16 protein-coding genes and 1 tRNA gene are annotated in these 19317 nt (G+C 61.9%); 7 read left to right on the forward strand and 10 right to left on the reverse strand.

What is annotated here, in order from left to right; genetic code table 11:
- Positions 1-244 precede the first annotated feature (244 nt).
- On the forward strand, positions 245-1441 hold the full coding sequence (gene hpnH / locus GAL01_RS07000) for an adenosyl-hopene transferase HpnH (RefSeq protein WP_062029862.1): 1197 nt from the start codon (positions 245-247) through the stop codon (positions 1439-1441).
- A 153-nt stretch (positions 1442-1594) separates the two neighbouring features.
- Positions 1595-2887: a hemolysin family protein gene (locus tag GAL01_RS07005; protein ID WP_062029864.1), complete on the forward strand. Its 1293-nt coding sequence runs from the start codon at positions 1595-1597 to the stop codon at positions 2885-2887.
- Between the two features lie 10 nt (positions 2888-2897).
- Here GAL01_RS07005 and GAL01_RS07010 read toward each other — a convergent pair whose 3' ends face one another.
- The 3 genes from GAL01_RS07010 to GAL01_RS07020 are packed head-to-tail and all read right to left on the reverse strand — an operon-like array spanning position 2898 to position 4773.
- The gene (locus GAL01_RS07010) at positions 2898-3332 is read right to left on the reverse strand and encodes a flagellar protein FlgN (protein ID WP_062029866.1); all 435 of its coding nucleotides are present in this window, start codon (positions 3330-3332) and stop codon (positions 2898-2900) included.
- Positions 3329-3631, reverse strand: a complete 303-nt coding sequence (locus GAL01_RS07015; protein WP_082790714.1) for a rod-binding protein — start codon at positions 3629-3631, stop codon at positions 3329-3331. The genes GAL01_RS07010 and GAL01_RS07015 overlap by 4 nt, the downstream gene beginning before the upstream one ends.
- On the reverse strand, positions 3631-4773 hold the full coding sequence (locus tag GAL01_RS07020; RefSeq protein WP_062029868.1) for a flagellar basal body P-ring protein FlgI: 1143 nt from the start codon (positions 4771-4773) through the stop codon (positions 3631-3633). The genes GAL01_RS07015 and GAL01_RS07020 overlap by 1 nt, the downstream gene beginning before the upstream one ends.
- Before the next feature lie 235 nt (positions 4774-5008).
- On the opposite strand from GAL01_RS07020, the gene dksA reads away from it, so the two are divergent.
- The 3 genes from dksA to GAL01_RS16170 all read left to right on the forward strand — a co-directional run bounded on the left by dksA (position 5009) and on the right by GAL01_RS16170 (position 6014).
- Entirely contained in the window at positions 5009-5422 is a 414-nt protein-coding gene (dksA, locus tag GAL01_RS07025; RefSeq protein WP_062029923.1) for an RNA polymerase-binding protein DksA, read from the forward strand.
- Positions 5423-5474: 52 nt separating this feature from the next.
- Positions 5475-5549: transfer RNA gene (locus GAL01_RS07030), tRNA-Thr, on the forward strand.
- A gap of 258 nt (positions 5550-5807) precedes the next feature.
- Complete coding sequence (locus tag GAL01_RS16170) at positions 5808-6014, forward strand: glycoside hydrolase family 68 protein (protein WP_082790715.1); 207 nt, start codon at positions 5808-5810, stop codon at positions 6012-6014.
- A gap of 139 nt (positions 6015-6153) precedes the next feature.
- Here the strand turns inward: GAL01_RS16170 and GAL01_RS07040 are convergent, their stop codons facing one another.
- From GAL01_RS07040 to GAL01_RS07070, 7 genes are all read right to left on the reverse strand, one after another.
- On the reverse strand, positions 6154-6846 hold the full coding sequence (locus tag GAL01_RS07040) for a GcrA family cell cycle regulator (protein WP_062029870.1): 693 nt from the start codon (positions 6844-6846) through the stop codon (positions 6154-6156).
- A 135-nt stretch (positions 6847-6981) separates the two neighbouring features.
- Entirely contained in the window at positions 6982-8172 is a 1191-nt protein-coding gene (gene rnd, locus GAL01_RS07045) for a ribonuclease D (protein WP_062029872.1), read from the reverse strand.
- Positions 8173-8260: 88 nt separating this feature from the next.
- The gene (trxA, locus tag GAL01_RS07050; protein WP_062029874.1) at positions 8261-8587 is read right to left on the reverse strand and encodes a thioredoxin TrxA; all 327 of its coding nucleotides are present in this window, start codon (positions 8585-8587) and stop codon (positions 8261-8263) included.
- A gap of 84 nt (positions 8588-8671) precedes the next feature.
- Positions 8672-12259: a double-strand break repair helicase AddA gene (gene addA / locus GAL01_RS07055; RefSeq protein ID WP_082790716.1), complete on the reverse strand. Its 3588-nt coding sequence runs from the start codon at positions 12257-12259 to the stop codon at positions 8672-8674.
- Positions 12256-15306: a double-strand break repair protein AddB gene (gene addB, locus GAL01_RS07060; protein WP_062029876.1), complete on the reverse strand. Its 3051-nt coding sequence runs from the start codon at positions 15304-15306 to the stop codon at positions 12256-12258. The genes addA and addB overlap by 4 nt, the downstream gene beginning before the upstream one ends.
- Positions 15303-15752, reverse strand: a complete 450-nt coding sequence (tsaE, locus tag GAL01_RS07065) for a tRNA (adenosine(37)-N6)-threonylcarbamoyltransferase complex ATPase subunit type 1 TsaE (RefSeq protein ID WP_062029925.1) — start codon at positions 15750-15752, stop codon at positions 15303-15305. Before tsaE ends, addB begins: the two co-directional genes overlap by 4 nt.
- Positions 15753-15804: 52 nt before the next feature.
- The gene (locus GAL01_RS07070; RefSeq protein WP_062029878.1) at positions 15805-16884 is read right to left on the reverse strand and encodes a glycosyltransferase family 4 protein; all 1080 of its coding nucleotides are present in this window, start codon (positions 16882-16884) and stop codon (positions 15805-15807) included.
- A 41-nt stretch (positions 16885-16925) separates the two neighbouring features.
- Between GAL01_RS07070 and GAL01_RS07075 the strand changes: the two genes are divergently transcribed.
- Both GAL01_RS07075 and GAL01_RS07080 read left to right on the forward strand, forming a co-directional pair.
- The gene (locus GAL01_RS07075; RefSeq protein WP_062029929.1) at positions 16926-17948 is read left to right on the forward strand and encodes an NAD(P)/FAD-dependent oxidoreductase; all 1023 of its coding nucleotides are present in this window, start codon (positions 16926-16928) and stop codon (positions 17946-17948) included.
- 85 nt (positions 17949-18033) lie between these two features.
- Positions 18034-19284: a D-amino acid dehydrogenase gene (locus GAL01_RS07080; protein WP_062029880.1), complete on the forward strand. Its 1251-nt coding sequence runs from the start codon at positions 18034-18036 to the stop codon at positions 19282-19284.
- The last annotated feature ends 33 nt before the right edge of the window (positions 19285-19317 follow it).

Here is a 19317-nt window from a genome sequence, read left to right on the forward strand (position 1 = left end):
TTCTCGCATCCATAGGACCATCTGTGCTCCATTAGCCACAGGGCCGGTACGAATTATGCAGCCTGACATTGAGGCGAACACGACAATGGGTCTATAGGCAGACAATCTAATGCCCGATGGTCCTTCACGTTTCCCGACTTCCCGGAGCCGGGACAGGAAAGAAGGCCACGGGCCATCCACGATGTGCAAGGCCCCGGGCGCCCTATTGGACGCACCTTCCGGAGGCTAGAACCAGAGGATTATAATGGCCGTTCCTTTGATGCAGGCTGTCCGAGTCGGACGGTACGTTGTCAAGCAGCACCTCACGGGCCGCAAGCGATATCCGCTGGTCCTGATGCTCGAACCGCTGTTCCGCTGCAACCTGGCGTGCGCCGGCTGCGGCAAGATCGACTATCCCGCGCAGATCCTGAACCAGCGTCTCAGCCTTCAGGAATGCCTGGATGCCGACACGGAAGCCGGCGCTCCTGTCATTGCAATCGCCGGTGGTGAACCCCTCCTGCACAAGGAAATGCCCCAGATCGTCAAAGGTTTGATCGGGCGCAAAAAATACGTCTACCTGTGCACGAACGGGCTGTTGCTGGAAAAGAAGCTCGACGATTACGAGCCCTCCCCGTTCTTCTCCTGGGACGTGCATCTCGATGGCGATCAGGTGATGCATGACTCCTCCGTGTGTCAGGACGGTGTGTACGACCGGGCCGTAGCGGCGATCCGTCTTGCAAAATCCCGTGGCTTCCGCGTCTCGATCAACTGCACCGTCTTCGACGGAGCCGTGCCGGAGCGCCTTGCCGCCTTCTTCGACGAAGTCATGGCTCTCGGCGTTGACGGCATCATGACGGCTCCGGGCTACGCCTATGAGCGCGCACCGGATCAGGAGCACTTCCTGAACCGCCAGAAGACAAAGCAGCTTTTCCGCGACGTTTTCCGTCTCGGAAAAGGCAAGAAGTGGCGCTTCACGCAGTCCCCGCTTTTCCTGAACTTCCTGGCGGGCAACGAGAACTACCACTGCACCCCCTGGGGCAAGCCGCTGCGTACGGTCTTTGGCTGGCAGCGTCCGTGCTATCTGCTCGGCGAAGGTTATGCCAAGACCTTCAAGGAGCTGATGGACGACACGGCCTGGGAGCAGTACGGCACAGGCGCATACGAGAAATGCGCCGACTGCATGGTCCACTCCGGCTACGAATCCACAGCCGTCATGGACGCCGTCGCACGCCCCTGGCACATCGCGAAGGTCGCCCTTTTCGGTCCCGAGACCGAAAAGCCGATGGTTCCGGAAATCTCGCTCGCCAACCAGCGCCCTGCCGAATACGGCTATGAAGCGCAGGTCCAGCAGCAGATGGAACGCATCTCCACAGGTGCTAAGCCGGCTCGCGGCCCCCGCGTCCGCGTCAACGGCCGCCCGGCTGCCAACACCGTTTCGGAAGCTGCAGACGCAGCAGACTGAGAACTGGTCTTCTTCGATCTGCGTAAAAAAAACCGGCTCCATGCGAGCCGGTTTTTTTATGGAAAAGCCTCGCGTCTACGGTCAGCAAATGAAGGGCATGGCATCCGTCAGTCGTCCTGTTATGATTGAGCCATTCATTATTCTGGCCGGACCATGCTGACCCCTATTCTTGTTATCTGTCTGCTCATTTTCCTCAATGCCGTGTTTGCCATGGGAGAAATGGCTCTCATTTCGGCAAAACGGCCACGGCTTGAGGTTCTGGCCAAGCAGGGAGTCCGTGGGGCTACAACCGCAATCCGGCTGACGGAAGATCCACACAGCTTTCTGCCAACCGTTCAGGTCGGCATGACGCTGGTGTCCATTCTTGAAGGTACGTTTGGCGGCAGCCAGATGGAAGGTACCGTCACGCCCTGGATTGCGGACATTCCTTCGCTGCGTCCGATCGCCAGCGAAGTCTCGATGGTTCTTGTCGTTGCCATCATCACCTTCGCCATGCTGGTTTTCGGTGAACTGATTCCCAAACAGATTGCCCTGCAACAGCCGGAGACCATTGCCTCACGTCTGGCCTGGCTTCTGGTGGGCGTCGCGCGTGTGGCACAGCCGATTGTCTGGCTGCTGAGCGGGACATCCTCTCTGGTCCTCCGGGCGCTCCGTATCGGCCCCCTGACGCGCGCTGCCGTGACGGAAGAAGAACTGAAAGCCGTTCTGGCCGAAGGTGCACGGGCGGGCGTACTCGAAACTGACGAACAGGCCATGATCGAGCGCCTTCTGCGTCTGGCAGACCGACCGGTGAGAGCCATCATGACGCCGCGCAATGAACTTTTCTGGATCGACAGACATGCGGATCAGGAAACGCTGGTCCGCAAACTGCGCCAGTCTTCATACGCGCGGATTGTGGTCTGTGAAGGAGATGTCGACCATCCTGTTGGCGTCATTCTCGCCAAAGACATCATGGATCGACTGCTCCTGAAACTGCCGGTTTCCGTTGATGCCGTCCTGCGTGAGCCCCCCGTCATCCCCGACAGTCTCAGCGCACAGGACATGATCGAGCGCATGCGCGGGGTCAATCTCGGAATTACGTTTGTTCTGGACGAATACGGCTCTTTTGAAGGCATCGTCACACCATCCGATGTGCTGGAAGCGATCGTCGGTGAGGAAAAAACGGAGTCGTCATCATCGGAACTACAGGCCGCTGAAGGCGAAGACGATTATGTCTTTGAAGGCTTCATGCCTGCGGATGAACTGCGCTCGCGCCTCAACCTTCCGGAACTCCCTGGCGCCGGGGGCTATCATACCCTTGGCGGTGTCATGCTGGCACTTCTCAGGCGCGTTCCCGCACGGGGAGACAAGGTCGCGTTCGGCGGATGGCTGTTCGAGGTTCTGGAAATGGACCGCCGACGTGTTGGCAAGGTCAAGGTCAGTCGGCAGATTCTCGCCGAAGACTGACCTGACGACTTCAGGCTTTACTGACGAAAAGCGCCTGTCTCTCGCTGACAGGGGCATAGGCGCCCTGATTGCCATAGTTCTGCGGCAGAGCCGCCGCTGGGGTTGATGTCAGCAATTCAATCACGCGCTTCTGGGCCGTGATGGCTCTTTGCAGAAGTTCACCATTGCGATTGCCCAGTTCGGTCATCTGGTCCAGCAAATCGCGATAGGGCAGCGCCGACGACTCCTGCTGTACGGGATTCTCTTCGTCATCCGGGCAGCAGGGGCAGAGGTCCTGTTTACGGTCATTGGCGACCGAGACTTCCTGCTCCAGCGTTCTGGCAGCATTCTGCTTGTCGGGCAGGAGCGCCAGAGCATCCGGGATGCGCGCTTCTTCCAATGCAGAATTTTCCGCTTCCAGAATGGCAATCAGCCGCTGCATGGCCGGAATAATGGACGCGCTCATTTCTGCTCCTGCATGGCCAGCATCTGACGGTTGATTGCATCCGTCATGCCAATACCACCGTTGTTTTCCATCTGTTTGGCGATCTGCTCCACTAGCATGGGCCGAAACTGCTTTTCTCCGGCTCCACCACTGAACATGCTGTCGCTGTCGTCGTCCGTTGCGAACATGGGCTGAAGCATCTGATTGATGGCCATTGATTCGAAATCCTCGGCGGATTTTAACGTCTTGGCCGGATCTGCCTTCTGGCCGTGCAACGGAAATCCCTGTGATAGGGTGCCGGTGGTCGAGGATATGGTCATCAACGCATCTCCAGTTCTGCCTGCAGGGCACCATCAGCCTTGATGGCCTGCAGAATGCTGATCATGTCTCTTGGCCCCACACCCAGAGCGTTCAGTCCCGCAACAAGCTCCCTGAGCGTTGTGCCACCAGGGACAACCGCCAGATGCTGGTTCTTGCCCGTATCGACCTTGACGTTCGTACGTGGCACCACAGCCGTCTGACCATTGGAGAATGGGCCCGGTTGGGAGACCTCGGGCGTTTCGGTCACCTGTACCGTCAGATTTCCCTGCGCTACGGCAACAGTGCTGATCCGGACATCTGCTCCCATGATGATGGTTCCGCTAGCTTCATCCACCACCACCTTGGCAGGCGTATCCGGCGTCACGAGCAGATCACCGATCCGCGAAAGTGTAGGAACGGGATCGTGGCTGCTCAGATCCAGCAGGACGGTACGGGGATCCTGAACATTCGCAATCGGCCCGAAGGTCCGGTTGATGATCGCTGCAATCCGACTCGCTGTTGTGAAATCAGGATTTCGCAGACTCAGATGAAGATTGGATCGATGGCTGAGGTCGAAAGGCACTTCCCGCTCGACGATGCCACCATTCGCGATATGCCCGCTCGTCGGCACATTGCGGGTGATGGAGGCAGCAGCTCCCCTGGCCGAAAACGCGTTTGTTGCAAGCGATCCCTGCGCAACCGCATAGACTTCACCATCCGCCGCCATCAATGGTGTGACCAGAAGCGTGCCTCCCGTAAGGGAGGAAGCATCACCCGCAGCTGAGACCGTCACGTCAATCCGGTTTCCTCCATGAGCGAAAGCCGGGAGATCTGCCGTCACCATGACGGCCGCGACGTCATGTGTCTGAAGCTGTGTTTCCTGATCGCGGATGTTGACGCCCAGGCGATTCAGCATGGAAATCAGCGTTTCACGCGTAAAAATTGTATTGGTCAGCCGGTCACCGGTGCCGTTCAGCCCCACGACCAGACCATAACCGATCAGCTGGTTGCTTCGCACGCCTTCCATATCCGTAATGTCCTTGATGCGGACACTGGCTGCCAGAGCAAAACCCGGAAGCAGAAGCAGCCCAACGCAAACAAGCGCAGTAAGCCGGTGCATCAGGATGTGAAAAGATGACGGAGATCGCAGAATAAAACGCATGGGCGACGGGGGGTATCCTGATGCCTGCAAGACAGGTCTGGGGGTCTCAGGTATTGAGGATGGCCTTACAGGGTAAAGAAACCCCTAACGGAGACGCAGATTTCCGCCCTTTCCGATAGACAGGCAAAAACATGTTCGGGGTTGGCGGATGCCGCTGGGGTAGCTATAAGCCGCGCGTTATCGCCTGCGGCTGTTGGAAGCGGACGTCGGCGGATCAGCCAGGGATTGGATGCGCATGATTACGCTGCCGCCGGATTATAGGCCTTCCGACAACGAAGAGTTCATGAGCCCGCTTCAGGTCGAGTACTTCAGGCAGAAACTTCTGCGCTGGCGTGTCGATCTTCTGAAAGAGGCCGATGGAACGCTTGCGAGTCTCTCGGAAGGGGGAATCCATGAATCCGATATTACCGACCGCGCCAGCGTCGAAACGGATCGGGCTTTCGAACTTAGAACCCGTGACCGGGCCCGCAAACTGATCACCAAGATCAATATGGCGCTCGAACGGATCGAGGATGGAAGCTACGGCTTTTGCGAAGAGACGGGAGAACCGATCGGTCTGAAACGGCTGGAGGCCCGCCCGATCGCCACGCTGTCCATCGACGCGCAGGAGCGTCATGAGAAGATGGAAAAAGTCCATCGCGACGATTAAGACTTGCGCTTGGCGCGCTGACCCGTTACGAAGCGCGCCAAGGCAACGGTATGCTGCTGTAGCTCAGTGGTAGAGCACTCCCTTGGTAAGGGAGAGGTCGACAGTTCAATCCTGTCCAGCAGCACCATTTTTCCTTACTTCCCTAAAAGTACGGAATACGTCGCAAGATTTATAAAGCTGCGATGCAGGACTATGGTATTCCTGATACCGGGTATCGGGACATGAACTCCGTTACAATAAATGGAGAACACGTCATTCTGGCCTTTGACAGCAGGCAAGATCGACCCCAGCAACGCTAATATTGCGTCCGAATGAGCCGCCTGCAACAGTGTTGCCTATATTGGCTTCTGGTATTTGAAAACCAGAACAAACTTTATCTTTCACAATCAGCCACCATTTCACCTATTCCGACAATCTACAGAAATCGGATAGCGTTTATGGTTTCGTATTCGATAACGGCCTTGCGGGGCTATTCAAGCCAATGAATTCGTCAGGTCGCATGCTGGACAGTAATCTCTCTTACCTGACGGAAATTCATAATTACGGGGAAATTTTCGCACAGCGCGCATGGTCGGCCACTGCGGCGGACTAAACCATTCGCACAAAAACGGGGAGCAACTTCGGCTGCTCCTCGTCTTTTTTTGTGGTGACGAAACAGACTGCGTCGCTGTTATGAAAAAAGCCGCACCTTCTTCGGAAGGGCGGCTTTTTTCGTGGTTCTGTGCCTAAAATCAGTCGCGGCGGTCCCGGATTTTAACGTAGGCAATCGCAGCATGCTCGGCGCAGTATGGCTTTCCAGGGAGCGGCGTTGCCCCGCAGAAATGAAAACCCGGCGTACCGGGGTCGCCAATCGGCCAGCAGCATGAAGGACCACGCCGCGTGGGGCGGTCGATACCTGCCGTTGAAAACCGCGGTGGCATGGCTGGACGGGGTGCAGGAGCCACACGGGGTTCCGGTTTAGGAGGCGTGACGGCAGCCTCCCGATGTGACGCAGCCACATCCTTCTGAACCGGAGGAATGACACGGGCCGCAGCAACAGGCTGGACAGGAGCCTTGGGAAGTTCAGCGGCGGGAGCCTTGCGGGGAGGTGCTGCAGACTTCTCGGCGGGTTTTTCCATAGTGCCTGAAGCGGATTTTTCCGGGACGACATCCTTGCCGTCTGCAAACAGGTCCGACCCGGCAGACTCTGTCGCCTTGGCACGGGAGGGGCTTTTGCGACGGGGCGCGGCTTCTGCCGTTCCTGCTTCACCGTCCGCGGCTTTGCGATTACGGATGGGAGAAGGGCGGGGAGGCAGACCCAGACGGTGAGCCTTGCCGACAACGGCATTCTTGGTGATGGAGAGCTGGCGGCCGATTTCGGCGGTCGAAAGTCCCTGACTCCACAGATCGCGAAGTCTGGCGATCGTCTCGTCCGTCCACTCCATATGTTCGTTTCCCTGTCCCGCTTCGGTACCTGATATGGCCCGATATGCTGTTGATCTGCAGTCCCGGCCCACCGGACCCGAAACATCTTCGGGAGGCTTCTTACCAGAAACTCCCCGCCGCGTCGAAGGCGCTTCTTATGCGGCCGTTTCCGCGACACGCTGAAGCTCCACAAGACCGTTCACAACGGCCAGCGCAATCTCGCCGCGCACCAGCGCCTGGGCATCCAGACCGAAGAGTTCGCGACGCCAGCCACGCAGTGCGCCGACATCGGTCTCTCCAAGAGCAATCAGATCAAGATCTTCCGAAGAGGCGACCAACCGGGGCGCCACCTTGTGCTCTTCGCATTTGGCGGCCAGAAGAACCCGCAGAAGCGCCACCAGAGCGGCTGAGGGCCGGACCCGTTCGGATTTCGACGGCGCTTTTGGAAGTTCGGATTCCGGGCATTCCTGAGCAATACAGATGGCCTCGAGCAGCCCTCTGCCCATCTTGCCCTCGGCAAAACCCCGGGTCACACCCCGAATACGGGAGAGCGCTTCAACCGTATCCGGATGAACGGCTGCGATTTCCAGCAGGCTTTCATCACGGATGACGCGCTGGCGGGGAATATCGGCATTCTGTGCTTCCTGTTCGCGCCATGCGGCCACTTCCCGCAGAATAGCCAGCATCCGGCGGTTGCTGGTGCGGGCTTTCAGCTTTTCCCACAGGCGGCGGGGATCGGGGCGGAACGTCTTTTCTTCTGTCAGAATTGCCTGCTCGGAGTCGGCCCAATGCAGACGGCCCTGCTCGGCAAGCTGTCTGCGCAGGGCCTCATAGACCGTGCGCAGATGGGTGACATCGGCGGCGGCATACGCAATCTGGGCACTGCTCAGCGGACGGGCCGACCAGTCGCTGAAGCGATGCGCCTTGTCGATGCTGCGACCAGTGATCGCGCCCACAAGACTGTCATACCCCACCTGATCGCCGAAACCGGCAACCATGGCGGCAACCTGCGTATCGAAGACCGAGACCGGAAGACGATCGAAAATATGAAGGAAAATTTCCAGATCCTGCCGCGCGGCATGGAAGACCTTGATGCAGTCCGGCTTGGCCAGAAGATCACCCAGCGGCGCAAGGTCAATGCCGGGAGCGAGCGTGTCTATCAGGACAACATCCTCGGTTCCCGCGAGTTGCACGAGACAGAGCTCCGGCCAGTAGGTCTTTTCCCGGACGAACTCCGTATCGATGGTCACGAAAGGCTCGTGCTGCAGTTTTTCGCAGATACGGGCCACCTCCTCGCTGGAGGTCAGGAGAACGGGAGTCGGGAAGGTCGGAGCTTTCGAGCGCATGACACGATCCTACACAAAGCGCAGGATCGTGACCACGCCCCTCACGTCCTTCCCTTACCCGTTTTCCGGGCTGCTCAGGGGAGAACGATCAAAGAGACTGGTCGATCCATGCTTTGAGCTGGCTCTTCGGCAGCGCACCCATCTGCTGGGCAACCGGCTTGCCGTCCTTGAAGACGATCAGCGTCGGGATGCTACGGACGCCATACTTCGTCGGGGCTTCGGGATTGGAGTCGATATTGACCTTCGCAACCTTCAAACGGCCCTGATACTCGGCGCCGATTTCTTCAAGCGCCGGTGCGATCATCTTGCACGGGCCGCACCATTCCGCCCAGAAATCAACCAGAACCGGACCTTCGGATTTCAGAACGTCTGCGTCGAAGCTGCTATCGCTGACGGCAACGGTGTTTGCGCTCATGAGTGTGTTCCTTGTGGCAAATGAAGTTTCTGAAAACGGATATCGGCTGCCATGCCCCTCACTGCAAGGGGCTTTTGATGTGGATCAAGACCTTTGCAATGCCTGATCCAGCAGCGAGGACGGAAGTGTGACAACGGCAGGCCCTTCCGTCCAGACCAGCGAGCAGTGAATGTCGTAGCCGGGATGAAGTTGCTCCAGCACGGCACGATAAGCCGCCATCTGACGCAGATAGACGACAGGCGTCCGATCGGCACGCAGCTGCGGATTGCGGTTCGTCTTGTAGTCGCAGATCCAGATCTGTCCGTCCCCGATCCGCAGACGATCGACCTGCCCGAGCACGACGCGCCCGTCACTGACACCCGAAATCGGCTGTTCGGCGCGGCTTCCGGGCGCAAAGAGCGGCGCGAGATCCGGATGGGACAGAACGCCCAGGACCTGTCCGGCCAGACGATGGATTTCCGGCTCCGTCAGACCGAGGGCCCGTCGAGACAGCCAGCGCACCGCCACAGCTTCACGCTCTGTCACCGGGGTTTCCGGCAGAAGCTGAAGCAGACGGTGAATCATGGTCCCGCGTCGCATGGCCTGTTCACGCACCGGCGTGGGACGACCGGCCAGAAGCTCCAGCGGGGAACGGGCAGCGGGGAGTTCGCCAAACTCGGCCCCATCCGGACGGCTGGGCGCGAGCGGACGCGTCAGGGCATCTTCACGCTGGGCAATGAACGGCTTCCAGTCGGGAGCACGCCCCATCCAGTCCGGCAGTGTTGCACAGGAGGCTTCGGCCGCTCCGGGCCTGAATGAAACCGGCGCCAGCGTGCGGTCTTCTTCCAACACGAACCGTTCACCTTCCCAGCCGAGATCCATCGGTTCGGAACGGGCATTTGCCAACTGCTTAAACCCCGCCTCGCACTGCCGGTACCAGCTCTTGTCATCCGGCTCCCGCTTGGCTCCGGCCCCGCAGATCACCAGCCAGTCACTGGCCCGGGTCAGAGCGACGTAAAGCAGGCGGTTGCTTTCCGCTCGGGCTTTTTCGGAATCCCGTTCGGACAGAGCGGCTGTGACCTCCGTGCCCATGCCCTTCTTGGGGACCCAGAGTGGAAGTTCGAAGGCGCCTGCCTCTTCCCACAGGAAATCGCTGCCAGGTGGCGGTTTGGACGTCGTGTCCGGCATGACAACCAGACGCGCCTGAAGCCCCTTGGAGCCATGAACCGTCATGACGCGAACGGCACCCAGATCGCTCTCGGCCTCGCGCTTGCTGGTGATCTCGCTGGCCTCGAGCCAGTGCAGGAAGCCCTGAAGCGACGGAGGATGCAGCCCTTCATAGCGCAGGGCCGCCGTCAGCAGTTCGTCCACCGGCTCGGCCGCTTCCGGCCCCAGACGCCGCAGAAGCCGCGTGCGTCCACCATGCTGCCCCAGCGTTTCGGCGAGCAACCGGTACGGAGACGCATAATCGACACGTGCATAGAGCGTGGACAGCATCTCCCATGCTGCACGCCAGTCCTCCCGTTCCCGGTGACGATCCCGCAGAACGGTCCAGAGCGGCTGACCTTTCGGGCCGAGGGCATGGGCCGTGCCATTGCGGGTGGCGAGCGCCATCAGCGAGTCGTCCGTCAGCCCTCCCAGCGGCGATGTGAGGACGGAAGCCAGCGTCAAATCATCCTGCGGCAGAAGCAGGGCCGCGCAGAGCGTCATGAGATCGCGGACCGCGACCTGCTGCGTCAGCCCGACCCGGACCAGCGTTGCGACCGGCACATTGCGCGATTTCAGAGCCCGGATCAGCGAGCGCAGGAACGGCGAGCGACGGGGGACGAGGATCAGCACGTCCCCCGCTGTCAGAGGCGCCTGCCCCGGCTGGGGCGGACGCCCGATCTGCCGGTCAATCCATTCCGCAAGCGCTTCGGCGAGGCGCTGGGGCGCGCTGCGCTGTCCGGTATTGGCTGAAGGCGCGCGCCAGGGTGTCAGGCCCTCGTCATCGTCCTCGCCCTGAACGACGGGGACGAGCGGCCACAGTTCCACACGCCCTCCCTGCCCCGGACGGGCCGAGACATGCGGGCGGAGCGTCTTTTCGCCTTCCTGCAACAGGCCATGCGCGGCAAGAGTCTGGGAAAATACCGCATCCACGAAGGACAGAACAGGTGGGACCGAGCGGAAAGAGACGTTCAGTTCCGGATCGCGCCACAGCAGCCCGGCATTGCGAACCCGATCCGCGAACTCCGTGCGCCAGCGATGAAATTCTTCGGGCTGGGCGCCCTGAAACCCGTAAATCGACTGTTTGTAATCGCCGACCGCGAAAATCGTGCGCGGGCGCGGCCCCATGTCCCACGCGCCTTCCCCCGCAAAGAACTCGGAGGTCAGCGCACCGGCAATTTCCCATTGCAGGCCGGAATTGTCCTGCACTTCATCCAGCAGCAGATGGTCGATGCCACCATCGAGCTTGTACAGCACCCAGGCCGCACCCGGATCGCGCAGAAGGTTGCGGGTTTCCTGAATGAGATCGTTGTAATCCACCAGACCACGGGCGGACTTGCCGTCCTGAAACGCCGTCAGCATCGGTGCGGCCAGACCGAGCAGGGCACGGTTCAGCAGCACCAGACGCAGGCTTTTGAGGCTGGACTGAAGGTCCACCAGACGTTGCGCCTCGTCTTCCAGCAAGGGCGCAATGCTCGGAACGGCTTCCTGTGCCTTCTTGGCGACGATCCGGTTCATCTGCCGAACGGTCCCCTTGTCCGTCAGCAGACATTTCGCCCAGACGGCCGGTGCCCGCTCTGCCGGTTCCGTCCCGAGCCATTCCAGCATCTGTTCGACGTTGACGCGGGCGGTGGGTGTCACAAGCCCGAGCACATCACGCAGTCCGGCCCGCAGATCGTCTTCCTTCGGAGGGCGACAGGCGAGGGCCTCAAGATCCTCAAGGCTCTGCTGCCCGGCTTTCAGCGCCTTGCGATAGGCGCTGACCACGCTGTCCGGCAGGATCGCCCAGCGCTCCAGCAATGGCCGGGCGCGGCTTTCCTCCATGTTCAGTGTGCGGATGCGCCTGAAGAAATCGTCCAGCCCCACCGTGCCAGCCACATCGGCCGCAAGCTCCGGCGCGCGGGCGAGGCCGTCTTCCATCGCCTCACACAACGCCAGTGTCGTGTCCGTCTCTTCCATCAGCGTGAAATGCGGATCGACCGACGCTTCCAGCGGGAAACGCCGCAGCAGCGACTGACAGAACGCATGGATCGTCTCGATCCGCAGGCCACCGGGCAGATCCAGAACACACAGGAACAGGGCCCGCGCACGCGCCCGGGTCTCGTCCGTATTGGGAACATCGAGGCTTTCAAGTTCCGCCCCCAGCGTCGCATCCGGCAGCGAGACCCAGCTTCCCAGCTTCTGCTGAAGGCGGTTGGCCATCTCGGCGGCGGCGGCCTTGGTGTAGGTCAGGCACAGGATACGCGAGGGATGCGCGCCATCCGCCAGAATGGTGTCGCCGTCCTCGGTCTGGACATAGAGCGGCAGCATGAGCCGAAGCAGACGGTCGATCAGCAGCTTGGTCTTGCCCGAACCCGCCGAGGCCGAGACGAACACCGAAGCGCGCGGATCGGACGCCTGACGCTGCGTGCGGTCGGCAGCAGCAATGACTTCGTCGCGGGTGACGGGGCGGGAAACGGGGTGCATCACAGGCGGCATGTCGTTCATTCGCCCTCTCCTTCCGCATAGGCCGCGCGCCATTCATCCACGCGGGCAAGCTGCGCGTAATCCGTGTAGCGCGGGACATGTCCGGCCCAGGGCTGGGAGCGGTAGGGCTGATCGGGGGTATCGTATTCGTCCACGAGGGTCCGGAGCTTTTCCATGGCCTCGGCAATCAGGGTAGGCGCATCCGTATGAGAGCGCGAACCCGGCACTTCGCTCTCCTTGCCGGGATCGTCTCCGCCCGTCAGATGCCAGTAGAGCAGTTTCTTTGTCTCAACGGCCGGAACGTCCCTGAACGCCCCTTTCGCCAGAAGCGCACCTTCGAGCACGAGCTGAACAGACCAGCCTTCCGCAACGTTCTTTCCGCTCGGTGGCTGCCCGGTCTTGTAATCGAAAACAGTGGCCAGACCATCGGCACCGATATCAATCCGGTCCGCCCGACCGCGCAACTCGAACGGCGCGAAAGCCGCCTCAAGACGGAAAGACGCCGTGACTTCCACGAACCGGCCCTGCGCCGGGCCGCTGTCTTCCATCTCCAGGCGGTAAGAGGCTTCCTTTTCCGCCACCCAGTCCGCAATCCGGGCCAGACGCGGGCCCCACCAGTTCACAAGGGCCGGACGCATATTGGCCTTCGCCAGCTCCTCGGCAAAGACGCGGCGCAGAATGGCGCTCGCATTGGCGGGCCAGCGCTCGGGGAAGTCCCGCAGAACGCGTTCCATCGCATCATGCACGATCATGCCGAAATCGGCGTGTTCCGCGCCTTCCTCCAACGGTTTGAGAGCCCGGAGCTTCAGGACATGCTTGGCGTAGATCGCATATGGATCCTGCATCCACGTCTCAATTTCGGTAATGCTAAGCCCCCGTGGACGCAGAGCGACAGGCGGCCGTGGTTCGGGCGGCGCAACGGCTTCGGCACCCGCGAGCGGCTGATCCAGACAGCGCTGCCAGTCCAGCGCAGGATGCACCGGCAGGCTCTGCGACCGGCCGCCGAGAAACGCCTCCATCCGCACCATCCAGCGCGCCGGAACACCGGGCGCACCCTCACGCCGGGCCGAACTGGCGAACACGGCTTCCTGCGAAGCCAGAATGGTCGAGACGAAATCATGCGCGCTCACGCCCGTCTGCCGCTCCGGCGAGGGCAACCCCACACGCACGCGCATCGGGCGACTCAGCCAGGGGCCCGGATCGGTCGCGGGCGGCCAGACGCCTTCGTTCAGGCCGCCCAGCACCACGACATCGAACGCCAGAAGCCGCGCTTCCAGCACGCCCAGGATCGAAACGCGCGGATGCGCCAGTTCCACGCCGCCCCGATGCGCGCGCAGACCGGTCAGCATCTGCCCGGCCATGGACGTGTTGAGGAACGAATCCAGATGCGTCAGCCGCTGCGGCGGCAGAATACCGGTATTGACGATCAGCGCCGCCAGATGCCGCGACAGCGCCTCCCCATCCTCGCCCAGCCACAGACGCGCGCCCGGATGACGCGGCTCCTCCTCCGGAGCGTCCAGTTCGTCCGCCGTGGCGGCCAGCGCTTCCGCCGTATGGATCAGGCGTTCGAGCAGGTCCGGCAGGGGAATGGCCCCCTCGATGGAGAGAAGCGGATCGAAAGCCTGCTCGATCCGCGCGATGAAGGCAGCGGGGCCTTCCGGCTCGTCCGGGGCATCCGCGCTGGCCCCGTGATCCGGGGCATGTTTCTTCTGTGCATAGTCGTGCAGCGCAGCTTTCAGTCCGGCAATGCCGGGCGCAGGGGCAGGCCCGCGCAGCAGAAGCCGCTCCAGACGCCGGGCGGAAGCGTGGCAGTCCCCCGGCGTGCGGCCCAGAGCGGCGAGCGGATGTTTCAGAACGGACAGCAACGCGACGGGAGAAAGCTGCGCTTCCGCAGCGGTCGCGATCAGCCGCAGAAACACGGCGGCCGGGGTCTGGGACAGGGACTCGCCCGCACTGTCATCGGCATGGATCCCGAAACGCAGAAGCTCGGTCCCCACGCGCTGTGCCAGAGCACGATCCGGCGTGACGAGAGCGCAGGTTTTCCCGGCTTCGGACACGACATCGCGCAAGATCAGCGCAATGGCCTGCGCCTCCTGCTGCTGGTCCTGCGCCGGGAGAATGGAGAGCCTGTCGATATCGCGCGGGCGGCTGTCCTGCCCCCAATGAGCGATACCCTGTTCCGGCAACAGCACTTCGCGCAGCATCAGCTCGCGTCCGCGATCCCTGCCCCCATCCCAGTCCGTCAGTTCCTCACGGGACAGACCCAGATCCGTCAGGATTTCCTTCAGACCCGCCTGAGGATGCGACGGCGGCAGAGCAGCCCAGATCTCGTCCGCCATACCCAGATCCACACCCGGCAGGATCACGAGCCCGGCCGGCAGCCGCGCCACCACAGCCAGCACGTCCGATACCGCCGCAGACCCGTCCGCGAAGCCCACGCCCCAGACCGGTGTTAAGGGCGGCTTTTCTCCCCAGGCGCGGGCCTGCGCCTTCAGCCGCGCAATCTGCCGGGCCACCGGGTTGCACAGCCCCTCTTCTTCCAGCCATTTCGGCCAGACGGCAGTGACGATCTCCAGAAATTTCAACGTCTGCTGCCAGTGATCGGAAAAGCGCTCCTCCACCGCATCCGGCAGGCGCTCGGCCAGATCGACACCGCTGCGCTCGGCCTCGTCCATCAGGTCCGCCAGCGCTTTAGCCAGCGGCCAGGCCCGGTCGATCCCCTTGGTGCTGTCCACACCGACACTCACAAGCGGCGTCTGAAGGATCAGCATCGACAGCACGGCCAGACGTCGCTGCGGCTCCACCGCCGGAGGCAACATGACGTCGATCCCGATAGAGGCCAGCGCGTCCTCGTCCACGTCATTGATCGCAACGATACGCGGCAGGAGTGCGGCCTGCGTGTCCAGAACCCGCAGGAAGGCCTCCATCAGCGCACGGCCCGCGCGGCGGCTGGGAACGAGGATCAGGCCCGGACCATCCGTTCGGGCGGCCGGATCGCGATCGAGCCATTCCTGCGCCACACGATCCAGAAACGGCTCCGTGCCCGCAATGGTGACGACGCCGCTCATGGCTTCAGTCCTGTCAGCCGACCATCGGGCCAGCCCGTCAGGTCAACAAGGCGAGCGTCCTCGGTCTTGCCGGGGGAGAATGTGAGATGCAGCGCGCCTTCCGGCAGCAGGTCTTCGGCCCGCTCTGGCCATTCGACCAGCATGATGCCTTCGCATGCCTCGTCCCATGCCAGTTCATGCAACGCATCCGGCCCGTCCAGACGCCACAGATCGTAATGGTAAGCCATGCCCTTCGGCGTCTCGTATGGCTGGACAAGCGCGAAGCTGGGGCTGGGAACTTCCATCTGCGGGTCCTGAGCCAAATGGCGCAGGAAGGCCCGGGAGAATGTACTTTTCCCCGCCCCCAGACCACCCGAAAGCGCAAGGCAGTCTCCGGGCGCACAACGGTCGGCAATCAGGGCCGCCAGAGTTTCGGTCGCAAGCTGGTCATCAAGGCGTATCTGCATGCCACCAATGTGGCCCGACTGCCGTATGCCAGCAAGGGCGTCCGGAGCCCGTTTAGCGACCGCCATTCCGGAGAAGATCCATCCAGCGCGCCATGACGGCTTCTTCCTGAAACGCGGCGGCCCGCAGCCGGGAGGCGGCCGACATGGCCTGACGCTGTTCGGGCGTGCGCATCAACTCCAGCAGGGCAACGGCCAAGGCCTCCGGCTCTTCCGGCGGGACGAGCAATCCGGTTTCGCCGTCGCGCACGATTTCCACAGGCCCCGTCTCGCAGTCGAACGCCACAACCGGCACCCCAGCCGACAGAGACTCAAGCAGTACCATCGGCAGTCCCTCATAACGCGAAGAGGCCACAAACAGGGCCGCACGGGCATAAGCGGCGTCGATCCCGCCGATAGCCGGCGCAATCGTCACGCGATGCAACCCTTCCGCCTGTTGCAGCAGGGCGTCACGATCCGGCCCGTCCCCCCGGATCAGGAGATCCCAGCCCATGCTCGCCGGGTCCTGTTCCACGATCCGCCAGGCCCGCAGCAACAGGTCATAGCCCTTCTGCTCCGTCAGACGTCCCGCCGCCAGAACCAGCCGGGACTCGGATGGATAGAGGCGATCCGTCACAGGAGGAGCCATGTTCGGAATGGCGGTCAGCCGGGCACGAACCGTCGTCCCTTCTCGCCACAACGCCGTGTCCCGCTGGGTCAGAACCACCACATCATCGGCCCAGCGCGCGGCGAGCTGCCGTCCCCAGACGCGCTTGCGGCGATTTAACGTCACGTTAAAGTTGAAATGCTCCCAGACCACGCAGCGCACACCCGCCAGCTTTGCTGCCGCCACGCCGTAAAGCGCATGGGTGGACTCCACGACCACCAGCGTGTCGATCTTCTCCCGTTTCAGGAAACGCGACAAACGCCACACGATCCGGAACCACGAATTGAAAATCTTTACCGGCCGGACGAACAGCGCGGTCATGGGAATCTCAGGCGACAGGGCAAAGGCCGGAGCGCCCGCGCCGACCAGTTCCACCAGCCGCACGTCGCACCCCTGACGTACCAGTCCGTTCATGACGGCACAGGCCGAACGCTCGGTCCCGCCGAGGCCCTTCAGGTCCTGAATTACAAACGTATATCGTACGTTCAATGCCCTACCCCAAGCCCTTCAAACCGATTATGAAACAGATCATGACGACTGCACCTCAGACCCTCAACACCGATGTCGCGATTGTCGGCGCCGGTCCGACCGCTCTCTTCGCCGCGTTTGAATGTGGCATGCTCAAACTGTCCTGCGTCCTGATTGACGCCCTCGACAGTGTCGGCGGACAATGTGCGGCGCTCTATCCGGAAAAACCGATCTACGACATCCCGGCCCATCCCGCTATCGAAGGCGGCGCCCTGATCGAGGCGCTCGAACAGCAGATCGCCCCGTTCGACGTCCCCCGTCTGCTGGGCTCGCGCGTCGAGACGCTGGAAGGCCATCGTGGGGATTTCACGCTGAAAACCGCACGCGGCGACGTCATCAACGCCAAAGCCGTCATCATCGCGGCCGGTGCCGGTGCGTTCGGGCCGAACCGCCCACCGCTCGACGGGCTCGAAGCCTATGAACGCACGGGCGCGGTGCAGTATTACGTCAAGAAACGCGCAGATTTCACAGGCAAGCGCGTCGTAGTCGCAGGTGGCGGCGATTCCGCGCTGGACTGGGCGCTGTCCCTCTCCGACGTCGCCGAAAAAATCTATCTGCTGCATCGCCGGGATCGTTTCCGCGGTGCGCCTGAGACGCTGTCACGTATCGAGCAGCAGATTGAGGCTGGAAAGATCGAGAAGGTTGTGCCCTATCAGCTCCATGCCCTGCACGGCACGGACGGGGTGCTTTCCACCGTGGAAGTCACCACGCTTGAAGGCACATCGCGCCACATCGGGGCCGATGCACTTCTGCCGTTCTATGGCCTGTCCACCGATCTGGGGCCGATCGCCCTCTGGGGCTTGGACACACATCGCAACACCGTTCCCGTCACCCCGGCCACGCTGGAGAGCAGCACGCCCGGCATTTTCGCGATCGGGGATGTGGCAACCTATCCGGGCAAGCTGAAGCTGATCCTTCAGGGCTTCTCCGAAGGCGCCATGGCAGCCCATGCCATCCATGCCATCGTCCATCCCGACACGGCTCTGCATTTCGAATATTCGACCAGCAAGGGCGTTCCGGGCTAACGAAACGGAACAATATTTTCGTGGCGCTGAGCCGATCACGGTCAGTTCAGGGCGGTTCTACAGACGACAACACAGCAGGACAGATATGAAAGTCATCGTCATGGGCGCCGGAGTGATCGGCGTTACAACGGCCTGGTATCTCGCTCAGGAAGGCCATGAAGTCGAAGTGATCGACCGCCAGCCGGGTGTGGGTCTGGAGACATCTTTTGCGAATGCAGGACAGGTTTCTCCCGGCTATTCAACCCCCTGGGCCATGCCGGGCCTGCCGCTCAAGGCCGCCAAATGGATGTTCGAGAAGCACAGCCCGCTCGTCGTGCGCTCGCGCCTCGATACGGCCATGTTCCGTTTCATGGGCGAACTGCTCATGAACTGCACGGAAAAGGCCTATGACATCAACAAGGGCCGGATGCTGCGGATTGCGGAATACGCCCGCGACCGCCTCGACGCCCTGCGCGCCGAGACCGGCATCACCTATGACGGCGCCCAGAAAGGTCTGATCCAGCTCTTCCGCACGGACAGCCAGGTCGAATACGCCGCCGAAGACATGCGCCTGCTGGCCGAAAGCGGCGTTGAGCACAAGCTGCTGACCGTGGACGAGATTCTCGCCCGCGAGCCCGGCCTCGCCCATGCCCGACACCTGCTCAAGGCCGGTCTGCTCCTCCCCGGTGACCAGACGGGCGATGCCCATCTCTTCACACGCCGTCTGGCCAAAATGGCTGAAGACAAGGGCGTGAAGTTCCATCTCGGCGTCACGATCGAGGCTCTGGAAGCCGCCAGTGACGCCATCGTCAGCATCCGCACCAGCGCAGGACGCATGACGGCGGACCGCTACGTCCTCGCGCTCGGCAGCTACTCCCCGCGCTTCCTCAAGCCGCTGGAACTGCGCCTGCCGATCTATCCGGTCAAGGGCTACTCCCTGACCATGCCAATCACGGATGAAAGCCGCGCCCCGGTCTCGACCGTCAATGACGAGACGTACAAGGTCGCCATCACGCGTCTGGGCGACCGCATCCGCATCGGTGGCACGGCGGAACTGAACGGCTTCAACCTGCGCCTCAGCCCGGATCGCCGCGAGACGCTGGAACTGTCCTTCAGCGAAATGTATGGCGGCGGCGACCTGTCGTCCGCGAAATACTGGACCGGCCTGCGCCCCTGCACGCCGGACGGCACGCCGATCGTCGGTCCCTCCCCGCGCTATGGCAATCTGTGGCTCAACACCGGCCATGGCACGCTGGGCTGGACGATGACGGCCGGCTCCGGCCAGATCGTCGCAGACCAGATCTCCGGCCGCCAGACGGCCATTCCGTCGCTCGACCTCTCGCTCGACCGCTACTGACACTTCCCATCCGTAAGCCTGCGCGGCTTACGG

The sequence above is a fragment of the Gluconobacter albidus genome, from assembly GCF_002723915.1.
Classification (GTDB): domain Bacteria; phylum Pseudomonadota; class Alphaproteobacteria; order Acetobacterales; family Acetobacteraceae; genus Gluconobacter; species Gluconobacter albidus.